13 protein-coding genes and 2 pseudogenes are annotated in these 13861 nt (G+C 72.2%); 8 read left to right on the forward strand and 7 right to left on the reverse strand.

What is annotated here, in order from left to right; translation table 11 throughout:
• Positions 1–42 precede the first annotated feature (42 nt).
• From ACFU3E_RS22465 to ACFU3E_RS22475, 3 genes and pseudogenes are all read right to left on the reverse strand, one after another.
• Entirely contained in the window at positions 43–510 is a 468-nt protein-coding gene (locus tag ACFU3E_RS22465; protein WP_384160906.1) for a peroxiredoxin, read from the reverse strand.
• A complete protein-coding gene (locus tag ACFU3E_RS22470; RefSeq protein ID WP_384160909.1) occupies positions 507–887 on the reverse strand; it encodes a DoxX family protein in 381 nt (126 codons plus the stop codon). The genes ACFU3E_RS22465 and ACFU3E_RS22470 overlap by 4 nt, the downstream gene beginning before the upstream one ends.
• A 50-nt stretch (positions 888–937) precedes the next feature.
• Positions 938–1503: pseudogene (locus ACFU3E_RS22475) on the reverse strand (helix-turn-helix transcriptional regulator); the annotation flags it as partial.
• Between ACFU3E_RS22475 and ACFU3E_RS22480 the strand changes: the two are divergent.
• From ACFU3E_RS22480 to hemC, 4 genes and pseudogenes are all read left to right on the forward strand, one after another.
• Positions 1503–2349 (forward strand): annotated as a pseudogene (locus ACFU3E_RS22480) (MFS transporter); the annotation flags it as partial. The pseudogenes ACFU3E_RS22475 and ACFU3E_RS22480 sit on opposite strands and share 1 nt — an antisense overlap.
• Positions 2350–2589: 240 nt before the next feature.
• Positions 2590–3570 (forward strand): non-homologous end-joining DNA ligase, encoded by a 981-nt coding sequence (gene ligD, locus ACFU3E_RS22485; protein WP_384160953.1) that lies wholly within the window; start codon positions 2590–2592, stop codon positions 3568–3570.
• 141 nt (positions 3571–3711) lie between these two features.
• The gene (locus ACFU3E_RS22490) at positions 3712–4485 is read left to right on the forward strand and encodes an NPP1 family protein (RefSeq protein ID WP_384160912.1); all 774 of its coding nucleotides are present in this window, start codon (positions 3712–3714) and stop codon (positions 4483–4485) included.
• A gap of 781 nt (positions 4486–5266) precedes the next feature.
• Positions 5267–6202: a hydroxymethylbilane synthase gene (gene hemC / locus ACFU3E_RS22495; protein ID WP_365255943.1), complete on the forward strand. Its 936-nt coding sequence runs from the start codon at positions 5267–5269 to the stop codon at positions 6200–6202.
• 24 nt (positions 6203–6226) lie between these two features.
• Here the strand turns inward: hemC and ACFU3E_RS22500 are convergent, their stop codons facing one another.
• On the reverse strand, positions 6227–6748 hold the full coding sequence (locus tag ACFU3E_RS22500; RefSeq protein ID WP_384160916.1) for a hypothetical protein: 522 nt from the start codon (positions 6746–6748) through the stop codon (positions 6227–6229).
• Positions 6749–7649: 901 nt separating this feature from the next.
• Between ACFU3E_RS22500 and ACFU3E_RS22505 the strand changes: the two genes are divergently transcribed.
• Positions 7650–8441, forward strand: a complete 792-nt coding sequence (locus ACFU3E_RS22505) for an RNA polymerase sigma factor SigF (RefSeq protein ID WP_384160919.1) — start codon at positions 7650–7652, stop codon at positions 8439–8441.
• 34 nt (positions 8442–8475) lie between these two features.
• On the opposite strand, the gene ACFU3E_RS22510 is transcribed toward ACFU3E_RS22505, so the two are convergent.
• Entirely contained in the window at positions 8476–8796 is a 321-nt protein-coding gene (locus tag ACFU3E_RS22510) for an ANTAR domain-containing protein (RefSeq protein ID WP_384160922.1), read from the reverse strand.
• A 246-nt stretch (positions 8797–9042) separates the two neighbouring features.
• On the opposite strand from ACFU3E_RS22510, the gene ACFU3E_RS22515 reads away from it, so the two are divergent.
• Positions 9043–9846 (forward strand): VOC family protein, encoded by an 804-nt coding sequence (locus ACFU3E_RS22515; RefSeq protein ID WP_384160924.1) that lies wholly within the window; start codon positions 9043–9045, stop codon positions 9844–9846.
• Between the two features lie 5 nt (positions 9847–9851).
• On the opposite strand, the gene glgX is transcribed toward ACFU3E_RS22515, so the two are convergent.
• Both glgX and ACFU3E_RS22525 read right to left on the reverse strand, forming a co-directional pair.
• Entirely contained in the window at positions 9852–12005 is a 2154-nt protein-coding gene (glgX, locus tag ACFU3E_RS22520) for a glycogen debranching protein GlgX (RefSeq protein WP_384160928.1), read from the reverse strand.
• Positions 12002–12514, reverse strand: a complete 513-nt coding sequence (locus ACFU3E_RS22525) for a pep a2 (RefSeq protein WP_384160931.1) — start codon at positions 12512–12514, stop codon at positions 12002–12004. The genes glgX and ACFU3E_RS22525 overlap by 4 nt, the downstream gene beginning before the upstream one ends.
• Positions 12515–12877: 363 nt before the next feature.
• Between ACFU3E_RS22525 and ACFU3E_RS22530 the strand changes: the two genes are divergently transcribed.
• Positions 12878–13246 carry a DUF5133 domain-containing protein gene (locus ACFU3E_RS22530; protein WP_384160934.1) on the forward strand — a complete coding sequence of 123 codons (369 nt, stop codon included), beginning with the start codon at positions 12878–12880 and terminating at the stop codon, positions 13244–13246.
• Between the two features lie 74 nt (positions 13247–13320).
• The coding region (locus ACFU3E_RS22535; RefSeq protein WP_384160937.1) for a maltotransferase domain-containing protein at positions 13321–13861 on the forward strand (541 nt) is incomplete at its 3' end.

The following is a 13861-nucleotide window of genomic DNA, read 5'->3' on the forward strand; positions in this document are numbered from 1 at the left end:
GTGCCGCCCTGTATCAACCGCAGCGCAGCATTCGTGACAGTGTCAGGCGCGGTGGGCGCGCAGTGCCGCGAGTGCCCGGTCGGCGTGCGCGTTCATGCGCAGCTCACTGCGTACGACGTCGAGGACGGTGCGGTCCTGCGCTATGACGAACGTGGTGCGCTTGGTGGGCGCCAGGGAGAAGCCGCGCTTCACCCCGAATCGCTCGCGGACCGCGCCGTCGGCGTCGGACAGCAACGGCATGCCGAGGCCGTGCCGTCCGGCGAACTCCTGCTGCCGCTCGACGGCGTCGCCGCTGATGCCGACGGGGCGGGCTCCGACGGCGGCGAACTCGGCAGCGAGGTCGCGGAAGTGGCAGGCCTGGGCGGTGCAGCCGGGGGTCAGGGCGGCCGGGTAGAAGAAGAGCACGACCGGGCCCTCCGCGAGCAGCCCGGACAGGCTGCGGGCGGTGCCGGTCTCGTCGGGCAGGGCGAAGTCCTCGACCTTGTCCCCGGTCTCCACGCGTGCGCTCATGACCTGCCCCCCGCGTTCCGGGCGACGCCGCGGGCCCAGAGCACGAGGGGCACCTGCAGGGGCAGGCGCCCGAAGGCGGCGGCTTTCTGCGGGGTGGGGCGGTGGCGCCAGTCGGCGGCCATCTTGACGTTGGCGGGGAACACCCCGACGAAGAAGGCCGCCGTGGCCAGCGCGGCGAGCCTGCGGGTGCGCGGCAGCGCCAGGCCGGCGGCCAGCGCGAGCTCGGCGGCGCCGCTCGCGTGGGTCCAGGTTCTCGGGGTGCCGGGCAGACCGCGCGGGATGGTCGCGTCGAACGGGCGTGGGGTGGCGAAGTGGGCGACCCCCGCGGCGGCCAGCAGGCCGGCGAGCAGCAGGGGCGAGCGTTCGGACCGGGGCACGGTTCCTCCTCTGAAGGCCTGCCGCGCATTATTACCGGACGGTAGACGGGTCAGTTCACCGGGTCCCGGAAGCGGCGGTGACGGCTGCCGGGTGTGTAGCCGAAGGAGCGGCGGAAGACGTCGATGAACGCGCTGGCGGAGGACCAGCCGCAGCGGTGGGCCACGGTCGTGACGGGCAGGCCGTCGGCCGGCATCCGCAGGGCGTGGTAGAGCCTGACTGAGTGCGCCACTGGGGGAAGGTCATCCCGAGCTCGCCGCGGAAGAGCCGGCTGAGGGTCCGCTCCCCCACCCCGGTCGCCGCCCCGAGTTCGGCGAGGGTGCGCGTGTCGGCCGGGTCGGCGTGCACGAGCGCGCACACGGCGGCCAGGCGCGGGTCGGCGGGGGTGGGCAGACGCAGCGGCTGCTGGGGCGAGAGGGGCAGCTGGTCGCGCAGGACGGCGCGCAGCCGGCGGCGCTCGGGGCTGTCGTCGCCGGGGCCGGGGGTGTAGGCGAGGATCAGCTCGCGCAGCAGGGGGCTGACGGCGAGGACGGCCGGGTGGTCCAGGCCGAGGGGGTTGTCGTCGGCGGGCAGGCCGACCAGGCGCAGGTCGAGCCGGCCGTGGGCGCGATGGGCGTGCCGCCCGGGTGGCGCGGGCCGTCGCGCAGGGCCGGCACACGGGCATGGGCTGGTTCTCCTTCGGCGGCAACGCCGGCTTCGTCCTGGCGCCCCTGCTGGTCTTCGCCGTGGTGACCACGGGCGGGCTGCGGGCCTCGCCGCTGCTGGTCGTCCCGGCCCTGGCAGGGGCGGCTCTGTGTGCTGCGGCGGTGCGCTCGGCGGGGTCCGGCGCCAGCAGTGCCGGTACGCCCACCGCCGTCGGCGAGGACGACTGGGGGTCCTTCCTGCGGCTGTCCGGGGCCGTGGTCTGCCGGTCCGTGGTGTTCGTCGGGCCTGAGCACGTTCGTCTCGCTGTACGCGCGGGAGCGCACCGGTGACGGTGCGGCGGCCGGTACGGCGGCCCTGTTCGTGCTCTGCGCCGGCGGCGCGGTCGGCACGCTGGCCGAGGGCCGGCTGGCCGAGCGGTACGGGCGGATGGCGGTGGTGCGCCGGTCGTACGCCCTGACGGTCCTGGCCGTGGCCGGTCTCGTCCTGGTGCCCGGGCCGCCGGTGTACCTGTTCGTGGCGCTGACGTCGGCGGGCCTGTATGTGCCGTTCTCGCTGCACATCACCCTGGGCCAGGACCTTCTGCCCCGGCGCGCGGGAACCGCGAGCGGGGTCACGCCGGGCCTGACCGTGAGCGTCGGCGGGCTCGCGGCCCCCGCGCTCGGAGCGCTGGCCGACGCGACGTCCCTGGGAACGGCCCTGCTGCCCCTCATCGCACTGCCCGCGCTGGGCCGACTGCTGCTGTGCGGTCTGCTCGAGCCGGCAGCCCCGCCGGCGCCGGTCGTCGAGCGGGCGGATCCGCACGATCCGGCCGCACGGTGACCCGGGATCAGGCTTCGCCGGGCCGGGGCGGACCGGGGTTCGTGTTCCTCTTCGACGGTGCGGGCGAGGCCGGCCGATGGCCCTGGCGGGCGTGCCGCTCGGGAATCGGCGATTCGTTCCGTCGACCGCGATGCCGCCCGGCCCCGGCAGGAGCGGGGTTCCGGTCCGGCCTGGACGCCGTTCAGGGGAAACGGGCGGAAAACACGCGTGACGGCCCGTCGGCTCGTCGACACCTCCCCCGTGGACCTGCCGCTGATCCCGCCCATGCTCGCCACGTCCGGCACCCTGCCGCCCGCCGCACAGGACGCGCGCTGGGCCTACGAGACCAAACAGGACGGCCAGCGCGTGGTGGTCTATCTGCCGGGGGACGGCAGTGTACTGCTGCGCGCCCGCTCGGGGGACGACATCACGGCCGCCTACCCCGAACTGCTCCCGCTGGGCACGGCCCTCGGCACCGCACCCGCCGTACTGGACGGCGAGATCATGGCCCTGGACCACCAGGGCCGCGCCAGCTTCCAGTTGCTGCAGTCCCGGATGGGCCTGGCCCACGCACCCGCCCGGGCCGCGCGGCGGGCGGCGGAGGTCCCGGTCCATCTCGTGCTGTTCGACCTGATGCACCTGGAGGGCGACTCCCTCGTCCGGCTGCCCTACACACGACGCCGCGCGGCGCTCGAGGGTCTCGGCCTCGCCGGGCCCTTCTGGTCGACCCCGCGCGCGCTCGTCGGCCACGGCGCCGAGGCCCTGCGCGCCACCCGGGAGCACGGTCTGGAGGGCCTGGTCTGCAAGCGGCTGGACTCGGTGTACGAACCGGGAGTGCGCTCCCGGTCCTGGATCAAGATCCGCAACATGCGCACCGAGGACGTGCTGGTCGGCGGCTGGCAGCCCGGCAGGGGACGGCTCACCGGCCTGCCCGGCGCGGTGCTGGTCGGGCAGCGTGCCGCGGGGCGGCTGCGCTACGTCGGCAGTGTGGGCACCGGCTGGAGCGAGGCCGAACGCACGGAGCTGGCAGGGCTGCTGCGGGCCGCCGCGACCGGCATCTGCCCGTTCGATCCCGCTCCGCGCGCTCCGGGTGCGCACTGGGTCGTACCCCGTCTGGTCGGCGAGGTCCGTTACAGCACCCGGACCCGGGAGGGGCTGCTGCGGCAGCCGTCCTGGCTGCGGCTGCGGCCCGACCTCGTGCCCGAGGAGGCGGCGGCCGACATCCCGGACGACCTGGTCTGAAACGGCTGCCGGTCCCCACTGTTGGGCTGTGATTCACTCCTGGGACCCTTCCCCCCTCTTGGCATGGACGCGTTCAACCTGGAAGCTGAACCTCCCTTTCCCCCACAGCCGTTGGGCTGCGCCCGGACCAAGGAGGACGCAGTGTCGTCACGCCCGTTCACGCACCGCAGGAGATGGCTCACCGGAGCGGCCGGTGCCGCCGCCCTCGTCCTCGCCTTCCCCGCCACGGCCTTCGCCGCCCCGCCGTCGGCGCTGCCCGCCAACGCGGACGCGCTGGAACAGACGTACCAGCCCGCCTACGACTACGACACCGACGGCTGCTACTCCACGCCCGCGATCGGGCCGGACGGCACCGTGAACGGCGGGCTGAACCCGACCGGCGCCCTGAACGGCAACTGCCGGGACGCCTCGGACCTCGACAACACCAACGGCTACGCGCGCTCCAAGTGCAACAACGGCTGGTGCGCCATCCTGTACGCGCTGTACTTCGAGAAGGACCAGGCCGTGGCCGGGAGCAGCATCGGCGGCCACCGGCACGACTTCGAGCACGTCGCGGTGTTCGTGCAGGACAGCCAGGTCAAGTACGTCTCGACGTCCGCCCACGGCTCGTTCTCCGTGCACGCGGCGTCCTCGGTCCGCTTCGACGGCACGCATCCGAAGATCGTCTACCACAAGGACGGGGTCGGCACCCACTGCTTCCGCCTCGCGAACTCGGGCGACGAGCCACCGGAGAACCACAAGGGCACCTGGCAGTACCCGGCGCTGGTCGGCTGGAACGGCTACCCCACCGGGGTGCGCGACAAGCTGACCTCGTACAACTTCGGCAGCGCCAACTTCGGCCTGAAGGACACCGGCTTCGCCGACCACCTGGCGTCGGCCAAGCCCTCCGGCATCGCCTTCGACCCGTACGCCTGACGACACCGGACCGGGTCGCGGGGCGCAGGTCGTGTGCGCGAAGTCCCGTCGTCCGCCCGGCGGGCGGGCTCCGCTCTGCCATGGGGGTCCCCTTGGCAGAGCGGAGCCGAGAGCTTGGGGGAGCGTGCTCCCGGCGTGCCGGACAAGAGTGCGTGCCGGGCGTCGCGACGCCGCGGAGATCCGCCACAAGGGCCCTGAGCCTCCGGCCGGGTCCCGTTTCCGCCCCGCGCCCGATCCCCCGGCGCGGGGCGGCCGCATAGCGTCCCGGCATGGACACGCACGACACGACAGGGGCCCTCGAAAAAGTCCTCGGACGGCTCCACGCCTCGAGGCCGGAGCGGCTAGGCCGGCTCACCGGTCACGCCCCCACGGCCACGGCGAGGCGACCATGCTGGTCCACGCGGCGACCGCGCCCAACGCCGTCCTGCGCGCCCTCTGTTCACTCCCCCGCGCGCTGTGGGTGCCGAGCCTACGCGCGGCATGGACCGCGTCCGCTGCGGTCACCGCCGTGTACGCCACCGCCGAGCCCGTCGCCCCCGCCATCGCCCCCGCCCCCGCGCCACCGCGCAGGAGGTTCTCTGGAGCGCGCCCTCGCGCACGGCGACGAGCACGTCGTCAAACTCACCGGCACCGCCCTCGACGTCGGCGACGGGCGGGCCCTCGCCGCGGCCCTGCGGGCGGCGGAACAGAGCGATCCATTCGTCCCGAACTGACGTCCGACGCCCGGCGGTTGGAGGAGGTACGGGCCGAACGATCCCTCGGGAGGGTCTATCGTGTCCGCATGTCCGTCCCCGAACTGATTCGCATCGTCTCCCGCGACTCTCCCATGGCGCTCGCCCAGGTGGAGCGCGTCCGGGCCGAGTTGGCCGCCGCCCATCCTGGAGTACGCACCGAGGTCGTGCCGGTGAAGACCACCGGCGACAAGTGGATGGGCGATCTGTCCCAGGTCGAGGGCAAGGGCGCGTTCACCAAAGAGGTCGACGCGGCGCTGCTGGCCGGCGAGGCCGACCTCGCCGTGCACTGCGTGAAGGACGTGCCGGCCGACCGGCCGCTCCCGGCGGGCACGGTGTTCGCGGCCTTCCTGAAGCGGGACGACATCCGGGACGCCCTGATCCACCCGGGCGGGCTCACCCTGGACGAGCTGCCGGCCGGGACCCGGATCGGCACCTCCTCGGTGCGCCGCGTCGCGCAACTGGCCGCGACGCATCCCCACTTGGAGTGCGTACCGTTCCGCGGCAACGCCAACCGCCGCTTGGCGAAGCTGGCCGCCGGTGAGGCGGACGCCCTGCTGCTCGCGGTCTCCGGCCTGGAGCGCATCGGCCGCGAGGACGTGATCAGCGAGATCCTCTCGACCGAGACGATGATGCCGCCCATCGGCGCGGGCGTGCTGGCGCTGCAGTGCCGCGAGGACGACGCCGCGCTGATCGACGCGGTGAGCGGTCTGGGCGACCCGGACACCTACCGTGAGACCACCGCGGAGCGCATGTTCCTGCATGTGCTGCAGGGGCACTGCAACAGCCCCATCGCCGGGTTCGCACGGGTGGACCGCAGTGGCGAACTGTCCCTGCGGGCCTGTGTGTTCACCCCGGACGGCAAGACGCGCCTCAACGCCCACGAGTGGGCGGGCCGGCTCGACCCCGCCACGCTCGGCACCTCGGTCGCCGTGGCCCTGCTGCGCCAGGGAGCCCGCGAGATCATCGACGGCATCCCGCACTGACCTCCGCGACGCCCTGACGCCGGATCAGGCGGTGCCTTCCTCCGCCTGATCCCTCAGGAAGACGCTCACCTGGTACGCCAGGCTGTCCCGCACCGCGCCCTGCTGGCCGCCTGCGGGACCCTCGTGCGCCCCGATGCCGCCCGACCACAGGCGGCGGTCGGTCCACTCCTCCTCGACGCGCAGCTGCACCTGGACGTCCACGAGGCTCAGGGCCGCCTCTGCGCCGGCCCCGTACAGCACGGCGGTGGCCCGGCGCAGCGGGTAGACGTCGAAGCCCTCGATGAACTGGGAGTTGCGCCAGTCGATGAAGGCGCTCTCCCCGTCCGGTCCGAGCCGGACGTCGATCTGGCCGTCCTCGAGATGGACGCCGAGATGGCGGCTGCCGCGGTTCTCGACCGTCACACGGAGGCAGAAGTACGTCAGCCCGTCGGCGGCGTCGTCACGGCCGCGGGGCGGCTCGGCCAGTTCCAGACGGTGGACGCGGACGCGCAGACCGGCATGCTCGTCGTACTCCTGCCAGTCCCCGACCACGTTCGGCTCGTACACGCTGCACCTCTCGACCTCTGGAAGCTGCTTCCTATCTGTGGTCTCAGCGCACTGTCAAATGAGCAGAATGCGCTGTGGCCAGGCAGTTCATCCTTTTTGATCGGTGATCAAGCCGTGCCCAGCAGTTATCCGGATTCAGTCGGAGAAAGCGCTTGCCCGGGCGTGCCGCACATCACTTCCACGAGTGAAGATCAACGGGTCGGCCGCCTCGGCAGGGCCGAGGCGGCGGCGACCACGACCGCGGCGACGGCGAGCAGTTCGAGCGGGTTCCACCGCGGAGCCACGCCGGGCAGGGCGGCGATACGAGTTCGGCGCGGCCTCGGCGCCTTTCACGCAACCGCGTCCGGGCGGCCGGGATGGGCAGCAACCGGGCGGCCGGGCGGTGCTCGCGGACCAGGCAGCCCACCCCTGCCGGCTGATTGACCAGGGTGGACACCGGCTTGGCGGCCAGGCCCAGACCCTCGGCCGCGTCGGAGGCGCCAGTGCCGGGCCACGACCCGCCGCAGCAGCTCCGCCTCGGTGCCGCGCAGCCGCGGGTCGGGCATCTGCCGCCGCAGGCGCCTCCGGATCAGCCGCTGGACGCCGACGGGTGTGTCGGCCGGCTCTTCGGGGGAGGTCTCCGGCTCCATGCGGCCGAGATCACCTCCGCAGCAGAGCTGATCGATCCAAGGCGAGGTCGAGGGGGTCAAGAGAGGTCAAAGGCGTGCACTCGAAATGACAGCGACCTTGAGAGCGCCCACGTCCCCCAAATGCCGTATTGTCTGAATTGTCAGTGCTTCGGACAGGAGGCACGCGTGTGGGGAGCCGGCCGCCCGGACCCCTGATGCTTCCCGTGAAGTCCGAGGCCGCGCTTCCCACGGTGTCTGTCCCTACTCAGCACCTGCTCAGGGAGGTGCGCACCATGCGTATCGCCGGCAGCACCCGAACGCACCCCCACGACGACGCCCCCGACACCGCCGCGGCGTTCGCACGTCTCGCGCGGCTGTCCGAGGGTCCCGAACGCAAGGCCCTGCGGGACGAGCTGGTCGAGGCCTGGCTTCCCATGGCCGAACGGATCGCCGTCCGCTTCCGCGGCCGTGGCGAGGCCCTCGAGGATCTGTACCAGGTGGCGGCTCTCGGCCTCGTGAAGGCCGTCGACCACTACGACCCGGCCCGCGGCAACGCCTTCGAGGCGTATGCGGTACCGACGGTCACCGGCGAGATCAAGCGCCACTTCCGTGACCACATGTGGACGCTGCACGTGCCCCGCCGGGTCCAGGACCTGCGCAACCGGGTGCGGCACGCCGCCAAGGAACTGTCGCAGACCACCCCGGGCCGCTCCCCCACGGTCGCCGAGATCGCCGAGTACGCCCAGCTCACCGAGGGTGAGGTGCGTACCGGCATGGAGGCTCTCGAGTGCTTCTCCGCACTGTCGCTGGAGGCGGAGATGCCCGGAACCGACGGCTACGCCCTGGGGGACGCGCTGGGCGGGCCCGACCCGGCCTTCGACATCGTCGTCAACCGCGTGGCCGTCAGGCCCTGCCTGGAGGCGCTGCCGGAGCGCGAACGGATCATCCTCTACCTGCGGTTCTTCAAGGGCATGACGCAGAGCCGCATCGCCGAGCAGCTCGGTATCTCGCAGATGCACGTCTCCCGGTTGCTCAGCAGCTGCTTCGCCCATCTGCGTGAGGAGCTGCTGGCCGAGGCCCGGTGAGGCCGGCAGAGCCGGTTCCCGGTGCCGCCGGGGCTCACGCCTCCGGCGGCGAACCGGGGATCTGCGTAGGGCCGGCACGGTCGAGGGCGTCTTCCAGGACCGCCCGGATCTCCTCGGGCATCACGCCCGTGCGGCCCCAGACGAGGATCAGATCCGCGACGTTGCGCAGCTTGATGTTGGTGTGCTGGGAGACCTCCTTCAGCACGGCCCACCCCTGGTCGGGGGAGATCCGGCCGAGCGCCACTACCATCCCGATCGCCTGGTCCACAACCGCATGGGAGACAACCGCCTCCTTCAGCTGCTGGACCTCTTCCTGCAGCTCGAAGATCCGATCCGAGCCCCCGTCCGTGGGCATGGTCACCTCCGGGTCCGGTGCGCCGCTGCCGCCAAGGTCCCACCGGGTGCTTGAGTACCTTGACGCAGTGTCCGACCCATCCATCGTCGTCACTCGGCCCGCCCGGTGCCACCGGGGCGGACCAGGCCCGACGCCGTTTCGGCGCCCCCGCCGGGGTACTCGGCAGGCGCCCACAGCGGTTCCGGCCGGACACTGGTGTCAATCCTCCGGTGGCTGCCAGGCCGACGAGATCAGGACGCGACTGCCATGAACCACGACATGCCCAGCCCCTCCGGCACGAAGGACGTCATCTCATCACACTCCGTGTTCGGCGCACCCTGCTGGGTGAGCCTGACCAGCCGGGACGTCAAGGCGACCGAGGAGTTCTACGGGGCCGTGCTGGGCTGGCAGTGGCGGCCGGCCAAGCTCGGCGACCGGTTCCGGATCGCGCTGGCGGACGGATCGCCGGTGGCCGGGATCGCGGGGGTGGCGACCATGTGGCAGATGGCGGTGGCGTGGACGCCGTACTTCGCGGTGCGCAGCGCGGACGACGCGGTGGCGCGGGTGCAGGAGCGCATGGGCACGGTCGCGGTCGGGCCGATCTCGCTGCCGCCGGGACGGGCGGCGCTGCTGGCCGACCGGGACGGTGCGACCTTCGGCATCTGGGAGGGCGACCTCTTCACCGACTGGGAGACCTGGCGCAACGCGCAACCGGCCTTCATCACGCTCCACACCCGTGACGCCTTCGACGCGGCGATCTTCTACGGCGAGGTCCTCGACTGGGCGACGCAGCGGCCGGGCTGCTGCGAGGTCCACTACGAGGGCGGCGAGGTCGTGCTGCGCAGCCGCGGGGATGTGGTGGCCCGGATCGAGTCGGGCGCCCTGGGGGCGGCCCCCGACCCCGCGATCCGGCCGCACTGGCAGGTGCACTTCTCCGTCGACGACGTGGAGGCCTGCGCCCGCGCGGCGGAACTCCACGGCGGCAGCGTCCTGTCCAAGGGCGGCGACGAGGCGGTGCTGCGGGACCACGACGGCGCGCAGTTCACGGTGACCGCGCGCCGCGACCACTGACCGGGTCAGCCCTTCTCGCGCGGTGCCCGTGACGGCCGGGACAGCAGGACCAGGCTGCGGGACCCGACGGTGAGCACCGTCCCGGCCTTGTGCTCCGACTCGTCGGGCGTGCCCTCCGGGTCGGCCGTGTCGATGAGCGCCGTCCAGCGTTCGCCGTAGGAGGCCTTCGGCAGGCGGAAGTCGACCGGCTCCCAGTGGCTGTTGAGGAGCAGCAGGAACGAGTCGTCGACGACCGGGCGGCCCCACGGGTCGGGTTCGGCGATGGCGTCGCCGTTGAGGAAGACCCCGACGGAGTGCGCGTCGCCGCGCTGCCAGTCGTCGTCGGTCATCTCGCGGGCGTCTGGCGCCAGCCACACCAGGTCGGGCAGCGGCTGGTCCGCCCGGGTCGGGGTCTCGCCGAGGAAGAAGCGGCGCCGGCGCAGCACGGGGTGCCCCGTGCGCAGCCGGATGACGTACCGGGTGAACTCCAGCAGGTCGCGCTGTTCCTCGGTGAGCCGCCAGTCGATCCAGGAGATGTCGTTGTCCTGGCAGTAGGCGTTGTTGTTGCCGCCCTGGGTGCGGCCGAGTTCGTCGCCGTGCGAGAGCATCGGGATGCCCTGGGACAGCAGCAGCGTGGCGAGGAGGTTGCGCTGCTGACGCATGCGCAGCTCCCGCACCGCCGGGTCGCGGGTCGCGCCCTCGGCGCCGCAGTTCCAGGACCGGTTGGTGCTCTCGCCGTCCTGGTTGTCCTCGCCGTTGTCCTCGTTGTGCTTGTCGTTGTACGAGACGAGGTCGCGCAGGGTGAAGCCGTCGTGCGCGGTGACGAAGTTGACGCTGGCGCGGGGCCGGCGCCTGCTGTGCTGGTACAGGTCGGAGGAACCCGTGAGCCGGGAGGCGAGCTCGCCGAGCGTGTGGTCCTCGCCGCGCCAGAAGTCGCGGACCGCGTCGCGGTACATGCCGTTCCACTCCGACCACAGCGGCGGGAAGTTGCCCACCTGGTAGCCGCCCTCCCCGACGTCCCACGGCTCGGCGATCAGCTTGACGCGGCTGATCACCGGGTCCTGCTGGATGAGGTCGAAGAACGCCGACAGCCGGTCCACCTCGTGGAACTGCCGGGCGAGCGTCGCCGCGAGGTCGAAACGGAAGCCGTCGACGTGCATCTCGGTCACCCAGTACCGCAGCGAGTCCATGATCAGCTGAAGGACGTAGGGGTGCCGCATCAGCAGGCTGTTGCCGGTGCCGGTGGTGTCGTAGTAGTGCTCCCAGTCGCCGTCGACCAGGCGGTAGTACGAGGAGTTGTCGATGCCGCGGAAGGACAGGGTGGGGCCCCTCTCGTTGCCCTCGGCGGTGTGGTTGTAGACCACGTCGAGGATCACTTCGAGGCCGGCCGCGTGCAGGGTCTTCACCATCTGCTTGAACTCGGCGACCTGCCCCCCGCGCGTGCCGTGGGCGGCGTAGCCGTTGTGCGGCGCGAAGAAGCCGATGGTGTTGTAGCCCCAGTAGTTGGCCAGGCCCCGGTCGTGCAGCACCCCGTCGTGGACGAACTGGTGGACCGGCATGAGCTCCACGGCCGTGACACCGAGGGAGGTCAGGTGCTCGACGACCGCGGGGTGCGCCAGCCCGGCGTAGGTGCCCCGGAGTTCCTCGGGCACCTCGGGATGGGTGCGGCTCATGCCCTTCACGTGCGCCTCGTAGATCACCGTGTCGGCGTAGGGCCGGCAGGGCCGGGCGTCGTCGCCCCAGTCGAAGGCCGGGTCGGTCACCACGCCGAGCATGGTGTGCCCGGCGCTGTCGGCGGGGTCGGGGCCGTCGGGGTTGCGCTCGTAGAGCGAGGGGTGGTTGTCGATCTGCCCCTCCACCGCACGGGCGTACGGGTCGAGCAGCAGTTTCGCCGGGTTGCAGCGGTGCCCCGCGGCCGGGGCCCATGGCCCGTGCACCCGGTAGCCATAGCGCTGGCCGGGCCCGACGCCGGGGAGGTAGCCGTGCCACACGAAGCCGTCGACCTCGTTCAGCGGCACCTGGGTGTGCGTGCCGTCGTCGTCGACGAGGACCAGCTCGACACGTTCGGCGACCTCGCTGAAGAGCGCGAAGTTGGTGCCCTCCCCGTCATAGGCCGCACCCAGCGGGTAGGGGCGCCCGCTCCAGGCGGACACCCCTTTCCGAGTCTGCCGGCGGGTCACCGGGCGTCCTCCAGGACCTCGTCCGGAATGACGGCCGGGCCGGCCAGCTGCGTGACGGGTACCTCGCGGGGCACCTCGAGACCCTCGCTCTCCCGCGGCGCGGGCGCGGTCGGGACCAGCGGGACCCGTTCGCCGGCACGGGCGCGCTGCGAGAACCAGATGACCTTGCTGCCGGTCTCGGTCGCGCAACAGCCCCAGCCGTCGCTCATGGCCGCGAGGTGCTCCAGGCAGCCTCGCAGCTCCTGGTCGGGGCGCAGGGCACGGTCGTTGTCCCCGATGGCGGTGATCAGGTGCTGCCGGTTCCACCACATCTCGATCGACGTGTTCTTGTCCGTGGCGTGCTCGTCGATGGCCTTGAGCAGCATCTCGGCACCGCCGCAGACGGGCTGGACCAGGTTGTCCAGGTCCCAGAACTTCAGGTGAGCGGCCAGAATGCGGCTGACCTGTCCCACCCGTTCCGGGCTGACTTCCACGTCGAGGTGGTAGTAGCAGGGCACTGCGGTCTTCATCGGTCGGCTCCTCACCGCGAAGCTCAGCTCCTTCTCGCTCCCGCGGTCCTGCGGGACGAGCCCCGAACACGGAACGTGAGCGCCTATCGCTTCTGAGTCACCCTCAGCCTGAGGGCGCTAGCCCGTTCGTGCAACACGAGCGCACGGTTGAGGTGGGGGAGCACGCAAGTGAGCGGGCAGAGGTGGCCCGAACGACCCAGGAGAGCCGCCGCTGGTTGAAGATCCAACAGGACGCTGGGTCGCCGCGCGTGCACCATGTGTGAAGAACTCGATCGCCGTTACGGGTCCGTGCCGCTGTGCGCACGGCCGCCGTCCGACCGTCGGGAGACCGTGCCCCTCGAGCCCCGAAAGGTGATCGGCGCCATGCTGCTACCCGCCAAAGCCGAAGTCGCCCGGCAGTTGCGGCGTTACCGGGCCTGGGAACGCGTGATGCTCGCGGCGCCGAACGACCACACGGTGCGGACCACGTTCGAGGACTCGGGCTACACGCTCTGCGTGCTGATGGGCAAGCGGTGCGCGCGGGAGGCGGCGGACGCGGCCGAGCGGTACCTGCGCACGAACCAGGTCGCCTATCTGCAGGAACAGCAGATCACCTGCCTGCAGGAGCAGCACATCACCTGTGTGCAGGAACCGAACGAGCGGCCTCGTCCGGCCGCGGCGGTCAGACGAAGACCACCGGCGGCGGAGCGCAGATCCCCCGGCACCGAGCGGAGATCAACGGCGGGAAGGTAGCGCCCTTCCCGCCTGTCCATTCCCCTGAACCGGGCCTCGTGGCCCGGCTTTCGAGCACGGTGGAGGTGAGGACCATGAGGAGGACCCGGGCCATCGGCCGTATCCCGGTACGGGACGTCCGCCCGGCCGTGGAGAGCGGCAACCGGCCGGCGAAGGCGGTCGTGGGCGAGACGTTCGAGGTCACCGCCACCGTGTTCCGGGAGGGGCACGACGCGGTGGCCGCCCATGTCGTCCTGAAGGATCCGGAGGGCCGCCCCGGCCCGTGGACACCGATGCGCGAGCTCGCTCCCGGCAGCGACCGCTGGGGCGCCGAGGTCACCGCGAACGCCGTCGGCCACTGGTCGTACCGGGTGGAGGCCTGGAGCGATCCGGTGGCCACCTGGCGCCACACGGCGGGCATAAAGATTCCGGCGGGCATCGATCCGGGCCTGGTCCTGGAAGAGGGCGCGGAACTGTACGAGCGGGCAGCGGCCGGCGTGCCGAAGGAAGCCGGCCGCAGTGTGCTGCTCGCCGCGGCGAAGACCCTGCGCGACGACTCGCTGCCCACCGCGGCCCGGTTCGCGGCGGCGTTGACGCCGGAGGTGGACGAGGTCCTGGGCCGGCATCCGCTGCGGG

Source organism: Streptomyces sp. NPDC057424 (assembly GCF_042803315.1).
In the GTDB taxonomy this organism is placed as follows: Bacteria; Actinomycetota; Actinomycetes; order Streptomycetales; family Streptomycetaceae; genus Streptomyces.